The organism is Enterococcus sp. AZ163 (assembly GCF_050498925.1).
Classification (GTDB): Bacteria; Bacillota; Bacilli; order Lactobacillales; family Enterococcaceae; genus Enterococcus_A; species Enterococcus_A ferrettii.
Genome location: NZ_JBIPAO010000003.1, coordinates 403,803 through 420,985, shown reverse-complemented (window position 1 = coordinate 420,985; position 17,183 = coordinate 403,803). Strand labels below are relative to the sequence as shown.

The 17,183-nt window shown below is 40.4% G+C and carries 12 protein-coding genes and 1 pseudogene; 3 read left to right on the top strand and 10 right to left on the bottom strand.

What is annotated here, in order from left to right; translation table 11 throughout:
• Positions 1–67 precede the first annotated feature (67 nt).
• Both IGI46_RS23625 and IGI46_RS23620 read right to left on the bottom strand, forming a co-directional pair.
• A complete protein-coding gene (locus IGI46_RS23625; RefSeq protein ID WP_429974405.1) occupies positions 68–1,057 on the bottom strand; it encodes a sensor histidine kinase in 990 nt (329 codons plus the stop codon).
• Complete coding sequence (locus tag IGI46_RS23620) at positions 1,044–1,733, bottom strand: response regulator transcription factor (RefSeq protein WP_429965442.1); 690 nt, start codon at positions 1,731–1,733, stop codon at positions 1,044–1,046. Before IGI46_RS23620 ends, IGI46_RS23625 begins: the two co-directional genes overlap by 14 nt.
• Before the next feature lie 376 nt (positions 1,734–2,109).
• Between IGI46_RS23620 and IGI46_RS23615 the strand changes: the two genes are divergently transcribed.
• Positions 2,110–2,955 carry a sialate O-acetylesterase gene (locus tag IGI46_RS23615; protein WP_429974404.1) on the top strand — a complete coding sequence of 282 codons (846 nt, stop codon included), beginning with the start codon at positions 2,110–2,112 and terminating at the stop codon, positions 2,953–2,955.
• 427 nt (positions 2,956–3,382) lie between these two features.
• Here IGI46_RS23615 and IGI46_RS23610 read toward each other — a convergent pair whose 3' ends face one another.
• From IGI46_RS23610 to IGI46_RS23575, 8 genes and pseudogenes are all read right to left on the bottom strand, one after another.
• Entirely contained in the window at positions 3,383–5,560 is a 2,178-nt protein-coding gene (locus IGI46_RS23610; RefSeq protein ID WP_429974403.1) for an alpha-galactosidase, read from the bottom strand.
• 10 nt (positions 5,561–5,570) lie between these two features.
• On the bottom strand, positions 5,571–6,062 hold the full coding sequence (locus IGI46_RS23605) for a PTS system mannose/fructose/N-acetylgalactosamine-transporter subunit IIB (protein ID WP_429965446.1): 492 nt from the start codon (positions 6,060–6,062) through the stop codon (positions 5,571–5,573).
• 40 nt (positions 6,063–6,102) lie between these two features.
• A complete protein-coding gene (locus IGI46_RS23600) occupies positions 6,103–6,903 on the bottom strand; it encodes a PTS system mannose/fructose/sorbose family transporter subunit IID (protein ID WP_429965447.1) in 801 nt (266 codons plus the stop codon).
• On the bottom strand, positions 6,896–7,681 hold the full coding sequence (locus IGI46_RS23595) for a PTS mannose/fructose/sorbose/N-acetylgalactosamine transporter subunit IIC (RefSeq protein ID WP_207704676.1): 786 nt from the start codon (positions 7,679–7,681) through the stop codon (positions 6,896–6,898). The genes IGI46_RS23600 and IGI46_RS23595 overlap by 8 nt, the downstream gene beginning before the upstream one ends.
• A gap of 14 nt (positions 7,682–7,695) precedes the next feature.
• Entirely contained in the window at positions 7,696–8,103 is a 408-nt protein-coding gene (locus tag IGI46_RS23590) for a PTS sugar transporter subunit IIA (protein ID WP_429965448.1), read from the bottom strand.
• A 155-nt stretch (positions 8,104–8,258) separates the two neighbouring features.
• The gene (locus IGI46_RS23585) at positions 8,259–10,778 is read right to left on the bottom strand and encodes a sigma 54-interacting transcriptional regulator (RefSeq protein ID WP_429974402.1); all 2,520 of its coding nucleotides are present in this window, start codon (positions 10,776–10,778) and stop codon (positions 8,259–8,261) included.
• A gap of 386 nt (positions 10,779–11,164) precedes the next feature.
• A pseudogene (locus IGI46_RS23580) lies at positions 11,165–12,550 on the bottom strand (PTS transporter subunit EIIC).
• Positions 12,551–12,562: 12 nt separating this feature from the next.
• Positions 12,563–13,903 (bottom strand): glycoside hydrolase family 32 protein, encoded by a 1,341-nt coding sequence (locus IGI46_RS23575; RefSeq protein WP_429974401.1) that lies wholly within the window; start codon positions 13,901–13,903, stop codon positions 12,563–12,565.
• A 152-nt stretch (positions 13,904–14,055) separates the two neighbouring features.
• On the opposite strand from IGI46_RS23575, the gene IGI46_RS23570 reads away from it, so the two are divergent.
• Both IGI46_RS23570 and IGI46_RS23565 read left to right on the top strand, forming a co-directional pair.
• Positions 14,056–14,919 carry an AraC family transcriptional regulator gene (locus tag IGI46_RS23570; protein WP_429974400.1) on the top strand — a complete coding sequence of 288 codons (864 nt, stop codon included), beginning with the start codon at positions 14,056–14,058 and terminating at the stop codon, positions 14,917–14,919.
• Positions 14,920–14,924: 5 nt separating this feature from the next.
• Positions 14,925–17,111: an alpha-galactosidase gene (locus tag IGI46_RS23565; protein WP_429974463.1), complete on the top strand. Its 2,187-nt coding sequence runs from the start codon at positions 14,925–14,927 to the stop codon at positions 17,109–17,111.
• The last annotated feature ends 72 nt before the right edge of the window (positions 17,112–17,183 follow it).

Below are 17,183 nucleotides of genomic sequence, written 5' to 3'. Positions count from 1 at the left end.
CTCCTTTCTTTTCTTTTATCATAGAACCTCTAGCTTTCAACTGGGTGACTTTTAAGTGAGAGATTCGTCACTTTGGAAAACGGAGAGTAAACAGAGCACCCCCCTGAGGATGATTCTTAGCAGTAATTGTTCCATTTTGCTGAGTAACAATCATTTTACAAAGAGCCAATCCAATACCATAACCAGTAGCTTTATCCTTTTCCCCTCGGTAAAATCGTTCAAACAGATGCGGTAAATCTGCCTGACGAAAGCCAGGACCACTGTCATGAATTGCCAGTTCAGTAAACAATGGATTGTCACTGCATACTAGATCAATTTGACCTCCCTCATCCAAGCTTTCCATACAATTTTTCAAAATATTTTGCAGCGCCTCTGCTAACCAACCTGAATCTCCAATGATTCTAACCGCCTCCGGAATTTCTATCCGAATACGAATGTTCCGCAGTTCCATTGGAATAGCCAGCGGCCGCAATGTATTTTCCAACAGTGTACTCAGAACAATTGTTTCATTGTTAAACATAACCACTCCTGCATCCAAACGTGAAATTTTTAATAAAGAAGTTAGCAGCCAATCCATCCGCAGCAGTAACTCCTCGGTTTCCCTTATCAAAACCTTTCGTTCATTTTGGTTGGTTGTATTTTCCAGCAATGACAAAGTTAGATTGGCAGAAGCTAATGGTGTTCGAAGCTGATGAGCCACATCCGCTAAAGAATCCGCAAGATGAGCCTTTTCTCTTTTCAGAGCATCATTTTGTTCGCGGATTCGCTGAGTCATTTTGGTAATTTCGCTTTGGAGTATCGACAGCTCTCCTTCCTGCAATTCTTCCATAAATAAACGTTCCTCATTGTGCAGCACCAAGTCAATTTGGTCAGAAATGCGAGCAATACTTTCATACCGCTTTTGAGTAAAAACAAAAAAGACCGCATCAAAAACTACGGCTGAGATCAACACTAAGATTCCAGCCGCTTCAGTGATTTTCCAGCCAATGATTGTAAAAACGATAGTCAGTAATCCAAACAATAAAATAAACGAGCGAAATTCTTTATTCCGGAGCATGATCTCTGCCTCCTAAGCGATAGCCCATCCCCCGAACCGTTAAAATGATCCTTGGTTTAGCAGGATTCTCTTCTATTTTTTCTCGCAGTCGCTTAATATATACCGTCAATGTATTGTCATTGACAAATTCTCCTGCGGCATCCCATAATTCATCTAACAGACGTGTTCTAGGAATAATGCTTGTCGGATTGTTAATAAACACTAGCAGTAGGCGATATTCTAAAGCAGAAAGAAAAACTTCACTGCCAGCCTTTTTTACAACCCCGCTGGCTGTATTTACTTGTACATTTTGAATTTCAAAAGCGCTTGATTTGCCACCATTCTTGCGCAAAGCATTTTTGATGCGAGCGACTAATTCTCTTGGCCGAAACGGTTTTGTGATATAGTCATCTGCCCCCATATTTAATCCCGTCACGACACTCGCTTCATCATTTGAAGCAGTCAGAAAAATAACCGGAATAGGCTGGACCTCCTTCACTTCAGTACATACTGTAAACCCATTCCCATCCGGCAAAGAAATATCAATTAACGCCAAATCAAACTTACGAACGATTAACAATCTTAGCGCTTCATTACGGGTAGCTGCATGCGTAACTGTAAATCCTTCGGTCCGTAATAGCAGCATTAAATTTTTAGCAATCGTCAGATCATCCTCGACGAGAAAAATTTGTGTCATAAGTAGTCTCCCCTGTCTATGACTGTATCTATACTTATCTTGATAGCAAGTTGGCTCCTTTTTAGTATAGCATGGGGTTAGATTTCTCAGCAAAGTCCTTAAGCACAAAAAAGACCTGAACCACCCGTTCTGATCTCGATTAAATATTCTTTTAGTGGAAAACAATCGATATAGTTGTCAATTGAAAACAGGACCGATAGAATAAAGACGTCGTAAGACAGCGATTTATTATTTAACAGGAGTGGAGAAGAAAGTGTTTGTTAGAGTTCTTCGACGCCTCTATTTATCGGTTCGTAATTAAGTTACGCAAAAAAATGAAATTCGTTTTACTTTCCCCAATAAATTATTGCTTGAATAACTGAAAGAAGAGTGCAGAATGAAATCAATCTTACTAATTGGTCAGTCAAATATGGCTGGACGCGGATTTATCGAAGAAGTGACACCTATTTATCACGAACATATTCAAATGCTGCGCAACGGACGCTGGCAAATGATGGTTGAGCCGATCCATTTTGACCGGGAGGTCGCCGGAGTTGGCCCCGCTGCCTCCTTTGCTTTAGAGTGGGTGAAGCAGCATCCCGATGAGGAATTGGGATTAATTCCTTGCGCTGAAGGCGGCAGCACAATTGATGAATGGGCCTTGGACAGCTCGTTGACCCGCCATGCAATTTCTGAAGCTAAGTTTGCATTGGAAAACAGTGAACTGGTCGGTATTTTGTGGCATCAAGGAGAAAGTGACAGCCTGAACCAGTTATACAAAACCTATGCACCTAAATTGAAGGCTCTATTTGATTATTTAAGGCAAGAGTTAAACGCGCCTGAAATCCCCATTGTGATTGGAGGGCTAGGAGATTATCTAGGCAAAAGTGGCTTTGGAGCTAGTGCTGTTGAATATAAAGAAATTAATCAGCTGCTAAAGCAGGCCGCCGACCAAGAAGACAATTGCTATTTTGTAACTGCGAAAGGGTTAACCCCTAATCCCGATGGCATTCACCTCGATGCGGTTTCACAACGTAAATTTGGGTTACGTTACTATCAAGCTTTTTCTAGGAAACAATCTGTTTTTGAAGCTTTACCCAATGAGGAAGAATTAGTGCAGCAGCTGCAAACGTCGGCTACAGTCACTATTCAAATGTATCTGTTAAGCAAGGAATTTGTCTTAGGCCGAATTGGCGAAAAAGAATTCTTTAAAACCGCTGGAGAACTGATGCGGGATGAGTAGACTACACCATTCTGCTAATTACCTAAAATGAAGTTGAGAATTCATCTTAATTGATTTGGAGGCTACTCTAACAGCCCGTATTAGCTTTCTCTCTTGAGAATCCAAAAAAATCCTTTCATTCTTTGAAATAATGCTTGTTTTCTTGGTAGCAAGTAACTCAGTCGGCTCTTCATTGCCTTAGAGAGTGCACCCTTTCTGAATCATCAATTCGTTCACTTGAGCTTTTTGTATGGCTTGGTTTCTACTAATCTTTTCATTCAAAGACTGTTCGACGATTGCTCCCTGTTCTTCTGAAGTCTCAGCCATCTTTCTTTTCCCAATACTAAAAACCCCTAACTAAGAAATATTTCTTTGTCCTAGTTCGGGGTAGTATATCAACACGCGGGCTTTATTTCGATATTGTCTATTTGTGAATAGTTCCATTTGATCATTTTTCGATCTTTTTCACCAACCATTGCTGTCCAGCATAATCCTCGATTGGTTTATCCAGCTTTAAGCCGATGGACATCAGCTCTGATCCCGTACATATACGTTCCCCTACTTGATAATAAGCCTTAGCATCTAAACCGGCTAATTTCAGTCGTTTAGGAACCGTATTGGCTCTGGCCAACACTTGTACAAAACTGACTGCGAAAGCTGTTGCATCTTTTGAACGGTATAGCCAAGCATACTGATTTTGGTTTTCAATCTCTGTCAATCGTATCAATTGACCCAATTGGACGATTTCGCGAATTTCTTTATACTGAACCACTTGCTCTTTTACCAGCAGCTTTTCTTCGGTGGAAAGCTGGGTCAAGTCCAGCTCATACCCGAGATTCCCTTGCATAGCTACAATTCCTCTAGTATCCATTGAAGTAATCCGGCCCACTTGATGATTGGGAACAGCTGAAACATGACAACCCATGGAAATAGGTGGATAAATCAGCGATGTACCAGATTGAATCGGCAACCGTTCGATCGCATCAGTATCGTCACTGGTCCAGGTTTGCGGCATATAATACAGCATGCCTGGGTCATAGCGACCGCCTCCACCAGCGCAGCTTTCAAATAGAACCTCTGGAAATTGTTCCGTTAATACTTCCAGCACATGGTATAGTCCTAAAATATAACGATGACTCAGTTCTTTTTGCTGAGCAACGGCTAAATAGCTTGATCCGCTGTCAGTGATATTACGATTCATGTCCCATTTTATATAGGCAATGTTTTCTTTTTCCAGCAAAGTCGATAGTTCAGTAATCAAATAATTCTGTACCGCCGGATTAGCCATATCTAATACATATTGATGGCGAGCGAGCTGCGGATCTCGTCCTGCTACTTGAATAATCCAGTCTGGATGGGCCCGGTACAATTCGCTGTCTGGTGAAACCATTTCCGGCTCTACCCACAGACCAAACTGTAAGCCTAATTGGCCAATTTCCTCAATTAGTCCTGACAGGCTGCCGTCAATTTTTTGATGATTAGGCTGCCAATCACCCAAAGAAGTTGTCGTGTCCGATCGCTTGCCAAACCACCCATCGTCCAGTACAAACAATTCAATGCCACAATCGGCTGCTTCTTTTGCCAAAGACAATAACTTCCGTTTATCAAAATCAAAATACGTAGCTTCCCAATTATTAATTAAAACCGGTCGCACTTTTTCTGCATGGGAACTCTTCATCAAACATTCCCGATAAAAGCGATGATAGATGGCCGATAATTGATTGTAGCCCTGATCGGAATAAATCAGTACCGTTTCTGGTGTATAAAAGGACTCCTGCGGTACTAACTGCCAAGCAAAATCAAACGGATTAATTCCCATCTGCATCCGAGTATTTTGGTGCATATCTACCTCAGCAATTGCCTGGAAGTTCCCACTATAAACCATGTTCATGGAATAGATCGATCCACTGTTTTCATTGGCTTGCTTATCAGCTAAGGCCAGAAACGGGTTTTGTCCGTGGCCACTGGCTCCTCGTTTACTATCTAGTAAAAATGCTCCTTGAGATAAGGGTCTCACCTGGCGATGCGTTTCTCGTCCCCATGCACCAGACAGGTAGCAAACATCATATGCTGCTTCTAGAAAATCAATATTGCTGCTGACTACTTTTTCAATTGTTACGCTGCTTGTACCTAAATTGGTTACTACAACAGATTGCGTAATTGCGTTGTATTCGTAAAAAGCGGAGAAAATCAGTTTAACTGTTACTTGCTGCAAATAGTCCTCCAGTAAAATTTCTACTGTCTCCACCTCTTCGCCACTCGTAATCGTCGGCATTCCGGGCAGCCGTTCTTTACCTGAATAAACCTTGAAGTCTTTGTAACGCAGATTCGTGATCCGACTGCCGTCTGCATACTCCAGCACCAAGGCTGGCGTGCGTAAATCAGAATTTCCGTAAGTTGGCATTGCTTGCGGCAATTGCTCCAGCTTAAAGTCCTTTATTCCATCTGTATCAGAGATGTAGCTTGCCCGACCGATGTCTTGAATGACATAAGCCAAGGATTTTGATCCCAGTCTTTTCCCCCAATAGATGACGGTCACATGCCCCGTCGGCAGAACATGAAGAACCAGGCTCGTGTGCTTCACTTGAATATGAAAGGTTCGTTGATTATCCAACAGCTCTAACATAAGTTCCTCCTTAAGCTAAGTCTGACAATTTCAAAAAGCTTTCCGTATTGCTAGGGGTGCGAATCGTTGTGATTTCAATGCCCCTCTCCAACAATTCCTTAAAGGCCGCTTTCTCTTCAGTTGTTACCGAAATGCCTTGTTTGATGACTTCAGTATTGTCACGGGAAGACATATTGCCGACATTGATTCTTTTGATTGGTAAGCCCCTGTCCAACAGATTCAAAATTTCAACCGGTGATTTTAAAATAACAAACACACGTTGCCCAGCATACTTTCCTGCTGAAATATTGGCAAATGCCGTTTCTTCCGTAATGATTGAGGTGTTCACAGTTCCTGGTGCGACCATTCGCAGCAAAGATTTCTGGGTGTCATCTGTAGCCACTTGATCATTGATCACCATTAAACGGGTAGCTTTTAATTCGTTGGTCCATAAGCCGGCTACCTGTCCATGAATCAACCGGTCATCAATTCGAATGTGAATAATTCCTTCTAATGTACTCATTATTTTCCTCCTAGATTCTATCTTCAATTTTCTAATTTAACTAACCTAATAAACCAATAAGCGACAAACCTATTGCCAAAGCAATAACGATTAAAATCACTCGAACTGGGGTCATATTTTTTCGCCCTAATAACCAGTAAACTAAAGCAACCAATAACGCAGGAATAAGATTCGGCATAATTGAATCCAGGATGTCCTGTCCGTGTAACATTAGATCACCTGATTTGTAAGAAACTTTCACATTAGCCGAAACAACAGTCGCGATGAGGGACCCCACGACCATTAACCCGACTGTTGAAATAGAAGCAGTTACCTGCTGCATTTTTTCTTCTAGAGTTGAGATCATCTTCAAACCAGTTTTGTAGCCTGTTTTGAAAAATGGAAAAATCAATGATTTAATAGCAATCATAACCACCAGCCATAGAACTACACCCGCCGGATTTCCTTGAACCGCCATAGAAGCTGCGATGCCCCCGAAGATTGCACTAGGTGTCGATAGTAATAATGTATCACCTAGGCCTGCTAAAGGTCCCATCAAACTAGTTTTTAGCGATGAAACGGTCGGCAAGGATTTTTCCTTCTCATTTTCCTCAATCGCAATGTTAACACCCATAATAAAAGGCGTAAACATCGCATTCGTGTTAAAGAATTGTAAATGAGTCAGTAACGATTGCTTCAGCCCTTCCTGATCATCCTTGTAGATTTCCTTTAGAACTGGATACATGGAATAACAATACCCCAGTCCTTGCATTTTCTCGTAGTTAAAGGATCCGCAGCCGCCAGTTAACCAGTAACGCAGCATCGCTGTTCTTTTTTTCTTGAATGAAATGTCATTATTCATCGCCTTCAATCCCCCCATCTGTTGGTACTGCCGCTGTGCTGACTGCGGTCTTTTGACTATTTTTAAAAGATACAAAGGCCCAAGCCATTGCCAATAGCGCAATTCCTAAAATTGGCATCCCTAAGTAAGAAGCAAACACAAATCCGACAATCAACGGTGCCACATTTTGCTTCACCGGCATCGTTCTTAACAATAAACCAATACCCACTACTGGTAAAAGTCCGCCGGCTACCTGCAAGCCCGTCAATAACCATTCAGGAATGATTTCAAATACCTTTTCCACCAAGCCTTGGCCAAATAAAACTGCCAACATGATTGGAACTCCAGTTGAAACCATCGTGAAAATATTGCCTAGCCATTGCCACATTGGAATACGATGGAAGTCGCCTTTCGCAACATCCTTTTCCGCACCATGCTGGAAAAAGATGTTCAAGGTTTTGTTCAACACGTCCAGCTGCACCATAATAATTGCCACAGGAACTCCAATTGTTACACCCACTTCTGGACTGGCACCTGTTGTAATCGCCAAGTATGTTCCGACGATTGCCGCTACCGGATAATCCGGTACAGACGCACCGCCGAAGCTGCTGATACCTAACGTCATCAACTGCAAGGTCCCACCGATATATAATCCTGTTTGTAAATCTCCACAGATCAAACCAGTAATCGTACCACACATTAATGCCTGCCATAACCCAACACATGTGATCCAACGCTCATAATTCATTAAAAATCCGAAAATAATTACTAATACCGTTGATACTGATGAAACGCCCATTATTTTTCCTCCCCTTATTCGTCGCCTTCATTGACAATCATTAACAATTGCTGTGGATCATACATATTCTGCTGACCAGCTGCAAGAATTTCTTCCATCACCTCAGACAATGGATTGTTTCTGTTCATTGCTGCCGTCAACACACTGCCAAAATTGGCATTACTAACTACCTGACTTCCCGGACGGTGCACTAATTGTCCGTAAACAGTTTTAAATGGTGTTCCTTGAAACAAATCGACCAAAGCTAGGATCGGCAACTCCGTTCCATTGATTGCCTCAGTGATTTCCGCTTCGAAAGCTGTTAAACTCTTACCTCCCAAATCGATTGCTGTAACCGCCCGCTCCTCTGGTAAAAAATATTCCAATGTATCCGCAAATCCACTGGCTAAGCTTCCGTGAGTAACGATAATAATCTTAAACATTGATCTCCACCTCTCTCTTCATTCTTATAAAAGCAAGTACCGTGCCAACTATTTTTTGCTTACATTTCCTGCAAGAATCCCGGTAGTATAGCAAAACAAGCAAAAAAGCTAGTGTTAAAAAAAGATTTAACACTAGCTTTTTTCGTTTCACACAATCACAGCTGCTGCTGAATGATCAGGAAAATCATCTCCAGCTCGCCATCTGGAATCTTCAATTTGTATTTTTGTTCAATTGCTGTAAAGAAATGAGCAGAGGTTTCTTTGAAGGGTTGATATAGCGGAAGAGCCGTAATTCCCTCGTCACTCTCGTCAATCCCATCACCAGTCAATATACGCTCAATCATCGCTGATAGATGCAGAAAAAGGTTGATCCGCATAAAATTATCAATATGAATTTGGTAGAACTCTTCATACTTTTCAATTACTTCTTCTACTTCATCAATGACCATCGCCGGATTCAAAAAGTTCAGCCGTGCTGCTGCCCCTTCCAAGGTAAACAGCTTGATGATTTCATTGGTACACTTTTTCAGCTCGTCGGCTTGAAAGAAGGAAGCCAATAAATCCAAATTAGCCGCTCCATTAATAATCCCTTCAATATTGATAATAGGTACCACTGCTTTTTCCACTGGTGAAGTGGTTAAGATGGCTACCGTATCCTTAAATAAGGTTTTCTGATCCTTTTGCAGCAGCTCCTTCAATTTGCTGTAGTCAATCGACAATAGTTCGATTTCATCTGTGTTCACGTATTTACTGAGAATATCTTTAATTTTTAAGGCGATTCCTTCACCAGAAATGCAGGAAATCAATAAGTTGGTTTTTTGCGAAACACCGGCAAAATATTGCTTCGACACCGCAAAATCCTCTAGTGCTAACTGCTCCAGCTGAGTAATTTTTTGACGCTGGCTCAGCTTCAAGCCAACATCCAATGCTAAGGAAGTCGACACATTGTTCATAATTAAAAGGTCTCCGGTCACATTGCCTTGAATTGATTGATACATTTGCTCCAAAGAACCCATATCCACCAAAAGAACAAGTCCATCTGAGGTATTGTATTTTTTGATGTACTCATTGACCTCCGCAATCAGCGTTTCCGCCGAGACATCCATTGGCAGATCAAAGCTTTCAAAAACAAAGTCCTTTACCAGTTGATTAACTGTGTTAGCTAAAGTTTGAGCATTTTTATGCCCATGCATAATGATCAAGGCATTGATTTTGGTACTAATCTCCAGCACTCGGTTCAAGTAAGCAGCTAGCACACTCAAGCCATTTTCATTGATCGAGGTATTTTGCAAGAACAACACCTGCAAAACTCCTTCAGCCAGCTTGAAAAATTTGTGATAGTTGTAGCGTGCCTCCGATCCATCCTTAATATTGATTAATTCACTGGAAGGATCGTATTGCAGCAGAACTGCCAGTAAAATAATCTTATTTAAATCGGCCTCCTCTATTTCCACACCTTTACTGGTAAGATACTTCTGCAAAGCCATTTTCTTCTGTACATACCGCTCCAAGTCAGACTGATAGCTTAAGCGTTTGCTGAAATGTTTGTTAAGAAAATAAGAGTGATAGAGTTCGTCTATCAAGTTTTGCGCCTTTTGACCCGCCTCTTCAAAACCAATAAAGCCGAAGTTGCCAATATAGGTCTCCTCTTCTTGAAAAGTCTCGGTAAACTCTTTATTTTTTTCCTTAATGGAGAGAAAATGTCCGGTTCCAATCACCAGCGGTTCATCTGTCTTCGCTTTGTTATAGGCTTTCGCGCAATCGGCTTTGATCCGGTTACGGATTTCCCCGATGTTTCCGCGATAATTTGATTGAATTAACTCAATTATGTAGTCCTCACCCACTTGCAACGAACAATCCAGCTGCTTCCTTTCCTCGTCCAAGAAGCTGAAGATCAATTTTTCTTTTTCGGAAAAGGACCGCTGGCTAAAATCCGGTAAAAAAACATCAAAAGGAATTCTTCGCTTTAAAGTGACCAACAAGGACGACTCAGGATCTTCTGTAGTCGCCATGATTAAGCGAACATTTGCCTGCTGCCATTCAGCATTGGAGCCCATTGGCCGATATTTCTTCTCATCAATTAACAAAAACAGCTTTTCCTGATTTTCCGCCGACAAATTATGTACTTCATCCAAAAACAAATATCCGCCCTCAGCTTCATTAATTAAACCATGCGTATCCTTTTCCGCACCCGAAAAGGCCCCTTTGACATAACCGAATAATAAAGAAGACAATAATTCTTTATTATTGGCATAATCGGCACAGTTCAATACCACAAAAGGGGCATCCTCCGTAACAACCTTTTTTTCTATTGCATACTGGTGAATCAGCTTAGCCAAGTAACTTTTGCCCACTCCGCTGCTGCCATGGATCAAGATCGGCAAGCCGTGAGGAGGATAAGTCACCGCGGATTTGCACTGTTCAATTTGATTTTTCACACTACCATCGTAACCAATGAAGGTCCGAAACGAATTCCCTTTTTTTGACGGCAGCCGAAAATTCACTGGTCGCGTATTCGTTTTTACCAGACGTCCCTGATCCGCCAGCTGGTTTAGATAAAGACTCGTCACGCTGCGTTTCATCCCTGTCAGCTGCTCCACATCTTGTGTCGTTACAACCTCTACCAGCTGCAGGTGCTCCAGCAACAACTTATATAAATTTTCTACTGAGTTCATGTCTGACTCCCCCCACACTAACACTCTGATTAATGTGTCTTATTATAAACAGTATTTGATCATTTGGATAGTTCGTATTTAAGAAAGCTCAAAAAAGTTATATGGATTTTTTCTGGGTTAAAAAGGAAACTGATTGCTTTCTATTTTCATAAATTATACTTAGATTTACTTGTATATTTTACCTGCTAAAAAAATAATAACGCCATTGAGTACAACAACCCTTTAAATAATAAATCATTTTGTGTGACTTCTCACTCTTTCCTAGATTATGACGATACTTCCTCCATCAAAAAAAGTTGGAGTTAATCGAGAATAGTTGACACTATACCCAATAACCACAACTTTATTGTTATTTCTCGTAAAATATTCAAGAATTATTTTCTTTTCTACAACTGCTGGTCCTTTTTATATCCAATCGTCCAAGTCAACCCAAAGGCTATTCCAAACGCAACCAAATTCACTAAAATATAAAATGGTAATTGTTCATTTAAATATAACAATGTCCCTGGAATTCCAGTTAAAGCCATTCATGTTGCCCGCAAGTGGAGAATTGATGCTAAAAAGCCTCCTATTCCCCCTCCAATCATTGCCATAACAAACGGTTTTATTAATCGTAAAGTTACACCGAAAACAGCTGGTTCAGTGATTCCTAATGCCGCTGATAGAGCGGATGGAAAAGCAATTTGCTTCATTTTTGGCGAAGTAGATTTAATAGCCACAGCTAATACTGCTCCTGCTTGAGCAACATTTCCGCAGGTACCAATTGGATTCAAATAGTTCCAGCCGTCTTGTCCCAGCATACTAATTTCCAAAAAGTTTAAAATATGATGAATCCCAAAAATTCCTAATAGCTGACCAAAACTGCCATAGATCAAGCCACCAATTCCTAGTGGTAACCCAAGTAAAAATTCAACTGCATGCAGAACACCAATCTCGACCTCATGAAAAATCGGGCCAATAATGAATAATGCTAGAATAAGACCAATTAATAGCGTTAAGAAGGGTGTCAGGATCAGATCCAATGAATCAGGGATTCGCTTGCGCAAGAAAATCTCAATTTTAGATCCTAGAATTCCGGTAACAAAAGCAGGCAAAACAGAGCCTTGATAACCCACAACATTGATAAAACCAAAAAATACTAATGGTTCTGCCGCTTGCTGTCCAACCTCGTAGGCGTTGGGTAAAACAGAGCTAACCAGCATTAAACCTAAAACAATTCCTAAAATTGGTGTGCCTCCAAAAATCCTAAAGGTTGACCAAGCCACTAACGCGGGTAAAAAGGCAAATGCCGTATCGGTTAAAATTTGAGTAAACATTAAGAGCTGCTGAGGGATATCTTCTGGTGCTAAACCAACAATTCCTAAAACTGCTTCCTGTGTAAAAAGTCCCCGCAATCCCATAAATAATCCAGTAGCTACCAACACTGGAATAATTGGTACAAAAACATCACCGAAGATTCTGACGGCTCGCTGGAAGGTCAGCTTTTGCTTCACATCAGTCGCTGCAACTGAAGCTTGCTCCGAACTATCGATCAATGGAAGAAACTCGTCGTAAACTTTATTCACCAAGCCGGTTCCTAAAATAACCTGGTACTGCCCTGAGTTAAAAAAGCTCCCTTTCACCTTATCAATATCTTCTACCGCCTTGATATCAATTTTTTCCTTATCATTGGTAATAATTCTTAAGCGAGTCGCACAATGAGTAGCCGATTGAACATTGCTGCTTCCGCCTACCAGCTCTAAAATTTTAGCTGCGATTTCTTTATTATTCATTCATCATTCTCCTTAATAGTTGTAAACTACAACCGACCCTTTTTTCCCCAACTCTTGATAAGTAATTTCTCGAGAGAAACTGTCACAAAAACTACGCATCGAAAACACATACTGTCCCTCATTTATAAAAAATTCCACTGTTGAATTATCGCAAAAAATCTGAAGATTATGCAATTCCTCTAACGCCAGCTCCTTCATTTCTTTTTTGCCTGAAACCCAATTTATTCTGCTAATTTGCAAAAGTCCTTTTTTGTATTCTAGCGAGTTCATCCCAGCATTTAAAGTCAAATAAAAAGTCGGGGTTGAATCACCAAGATCAATCAATAACTCATAAGCTTTCTGGCAATTTTTGATGACCGCATTAGCAGTAGTATATTTTTGCTCCTCTTTTCTCAGTTGCTTATACTCTTCAAGAGGAACCTGTCGTAATTGATTATTCAGCCATTTCAACTCTCGTGGCATCGTAAGGCAATGCACATATCCTGACTTAGTCGTGGGACATTGCGCCTCTTCCAATTCACTCATTCGCGACATCCAAGCCACCATAATACGACGACCCTTATCATCTTCAAAGGATTGCGGTGCATAAAAATCAAAGCCATAATCCAGCAGAAGTATATCACTCTCAGGTACAAACTTCTTTTTCTTGTAATCAATCTTTCCAATCAAATATCCGGCATAGCTCGATAGTGACAAGTCATTTTCTTCTATGGATGTTCGTCTTTGTGGGCATACGGTCAAAATATCCACATCATTGGTCAATGAGAATACATCTGGGCATTCACACATTTGATCTAAAGCTGAATCAGTATAAAAAGTTCCTTGAAATTCCCAATGTAACAAATCCAGTGATACAAACAAGGTAATTGCTCCTACGTTTTGGGTTGTCTGAGCACCAACGATCATCCACCATTTGCCCTGGCTTTGCCAAACCTTCGGATCACGATGATGTTCCGTGAAACCTTCAGGGGTTTTGATTCCCTGATTTTTTTTTACAAACGTTTTTCCATCAGAAGAAATCGCTATTTTTTGTGCGCTTTTTCTGACGTTATTCTCTTTAGTATTTCCAGTATAAAATACGTACAGCATACCAGCTTTCTCAACAGCACTTCCTGAGTAAATGCCATCTTTATCTTCTTTCTGATCGGGGACAATTGCTGTGCCTGGATTCTCCCAATTGACTAAATCAGTTGAAGTAAATAAACCCCATTCTTTATAAGTATGATCTGTATCAAAGCGATTCCACTGGTGAAAAAAATAATATTTTCCTTTAAATTGAATCAATCCATTCGGATCATTTAATAATCCTTGTACCGGCTCTATATGGAAAGAATTTTTGTCATTCCTTTTCAAAACAGGAGCTCCTCCTCTTATTATTTCATATTAATGCGTTTACATCACCTAGGTTAATGAGATCTTATCATCAATTCCCCCGTTTAGGATATGGAAAAAAATAAGGAAAACATGGAAATTTCTAATATCCGAAACTTTTTAGCAGAGTTCCCATGTATAATGCAAGCATGGATACTAATTTAAAAGAATACACGGATCGCTTTACTGATTTTTCAAAAAAAAGTATCTCAGACTTCATTTTGTACAACAGCGGAATTGAATATTGTGAACCTGGTTACAGCTACGGTCCCAAAAGAAGGGATTATCACTTTATTCATTTTGTAAAGGAGGGCAAAGGACTGCTGGAGGTTGAGAATCGTACGATTGAAGTTTTTGAGAATCAGCTGTTTGTTGTTCCAGCAAATGTTGTTTCCACCTATACAGCCGATAATCAGGTGCCTTGGAAATACTGCTGGATTGGATTTACTGGCATTGAATCAAGTAATTTTATTCACACCTTACTTCAATCCAGCAAGCAAAATTATGTATTGGATTGTTCGGATGCAGCTTTTTATGAGAAGGAAATCAGTAAAATTCTATCTCTGAATCACAACAATCGTTCCTCTTACTTTAAAATTAACGGGATTATGTATAATATTGTCGGAACATTGCTGGAGGAAGTTCAACCAAATGATTCTGCCAATATTCACGAAGCTTCTGCCGCCTTTCAAGCCATGCGGTATATGGATCTACATTATCACGATGACATTCAAATTTCAGATATTGCACACTTTATCGGTGTTCATCCTAATTACCTCTCTTTAAGATTTAAAGAAGAGATGGGCGTTACGCCAAAAAAATATTTAACCAACCTAAAAACTACTAAAGCCAAAAAGCTTTTAATGGAAAGTGACGATCCCGTCAGTTTAATCGCCAGCTCAGTCGGCTTTACTGATGCCTTATCCTTTTCCAAGTTCTTTAAAAAAGAAATTGGTTATTCTCCCACAGAATTTAGAAAGGAGCAACAACCCCATTGAAAAACATGATTCATTATTGTTCACAAACTAACACCTTCAGCTTACACAACTGCAAAGTCAGCTACATTATGGAAGTCATTGAAGAAACTTATTTAATCCATCGCTATTGGGGAAAACGCCTGAGCAGTTATCATTTTAGTAACCGTCCCATTTTAAAGAAACGAACGTTTGCAGCTGCACCTGATAATGAAAAACCAGAAGTCTCACCAGAATTTTTGCCTTTTGAGCTTCCCGTTGCTCACCAAGGTGATTTTCGAAACCCTGCTGTCCAAATTGAACATAAGAATAGCGAAAGAATTACTCGATTTCATTATCAGAGATATGAAATTATCAACAAAGCCATTGAATTGGACGATCTCCCTCATGCTAGGAATACGGAGGAACTAGCTCAAACACTCATTATTTATTTGTTTGATCCAATCGCTCAAATTGAACTTGCTTTGTCCTATACAATCTTCGAAAACTCTCCGGTGATTGTTCGCTCGACGAAAGTAAACAATCAAAGCGAAAAATCAATAAAGCTTACTAGGCTTTTCAGTGCCTCGGTAGATGCTAGCTATGATGATCAACTCGTCACAACTTTTTACGGGACTCATCAAAAAGAGTATCAGTTAAACCGGAGTGCGATTCAACATGGATTATTCAAAATTGGCAGCTCTCGTGGTGCCAGCGGCCCACAATATCCGCCCTATCTTGCACTATCAAAGGAGGCAACTGAAAATAAAGGGGACGTTCATGCTATGACCCTAATTTACAGCGGCAATCATGAGGTTTTGCTGGAACGTGATCAGTACAATCATTTGCGGTTGCAAATTGGCTTAAATAGCGAAACCTTTTCCTGGCAGTTAAATCCTGGTGACTCGTTTCAAAGTCCGCAAGCCCTGCTCTCCTATAGTGACCAAGGTTTCAACGGATGCTCGCAAAGCTTTCATCGTTTTTTTGCAGATCATTTGATTCCTCCAATTTGGAAAAATCAAGTACGTCCGCTGCTGATTAATAGCTGGGAAATGACCTATTACGATGTTAATGAGACCTTAATCAAGCAGTTAATTGATGCAGCTGATGAACTGGGGTTTGAAACCGTAGTACTAGATGACGGTTGGTACAGCCAGAGAAACAGCAGCAAAACTTCCCTCGGTGATTGGGTAATTGATCAAGAGAAGTTCCCTAAAGGTATTCAGCCGTTAGTAGCCTACGCAAAGAAAAAAAATATTGGTTTTGGGCTCTGGTTTGAGCCAGAAATGATTTCACCGGAAACAACCTTAATTCAACAGCACCCTGAGTGGGTCATGAGAAGCTCAAATTATCAACCGCTCTTAGGGCGTAGTCAATACGTACTGGATTTGACTAATAGGGAAGTTCAACGATTTATTATTGACACTGTATCTCAAGCAATTGACACATTTGATGTGAGTTATATTAAGTGGGATATGAACCGACATATGACGGATCCCTTTTCCCAGCTCCAGTCTTTTGAGGCTTCTGAATATTCTCACCGTTATATTTTGGGACTCTATCGCATTATGAATGAATTAACGACAACTTATCCCAACGTTTTATTCGAAAATTGCTCTAGCGGTGGTGGAAGGTTAGATCCTGGAATGCTCTACTATTTTCCCCAAACCTGGATTAGTGACAATACCGATGGAAAAGATCGCCAACAGATCCAATACGGTGCTAGTTATTTGTTTCCAATTTCAGCTATGACAGGACATGTCTCTGATGTACCGAACCATCAAACCAATCGAACGATATCCTTTGAAACTAGAGCGGCCCTAGCATCTTCCACGAATATGGGCTATGAGATGAACATTACTGACCTTTCTCCTAAAAAAAAGGAGATTATTCGTGATCATCTACAGGAATATAAAGAAGAACGTAAGCTAATTACACAAGGAAACTTTTATCGTTTACTTTCTCCCTTCAGCAGTAATTATTGTGCTTGGATGTTTACTGATAAAGAAATGGAACAAGCGATAGTTTACGTTTTTCGCAATCAATATGAAGTATATGAACTGTCTCTATTAATAAAAATTCCGTTTCTTAAAGAAGACTGTTTGTATCAAGACTCTGCCACCGAGCAAGTCTATTCGGGTTCAGAGTTAGCGAATTGCGGATTGGCATTAGAAAATAGTAAAGGCGATTTTATCGTTCACAAAATAAAGTTGGTACAAATAGAAAAAGGGCTTTAAGCAATTTACAGCTTAAAGCCCTTTTCACAACTGGCAATCCATCTATAGGTTGGAAACTTTACTGTCACAAAG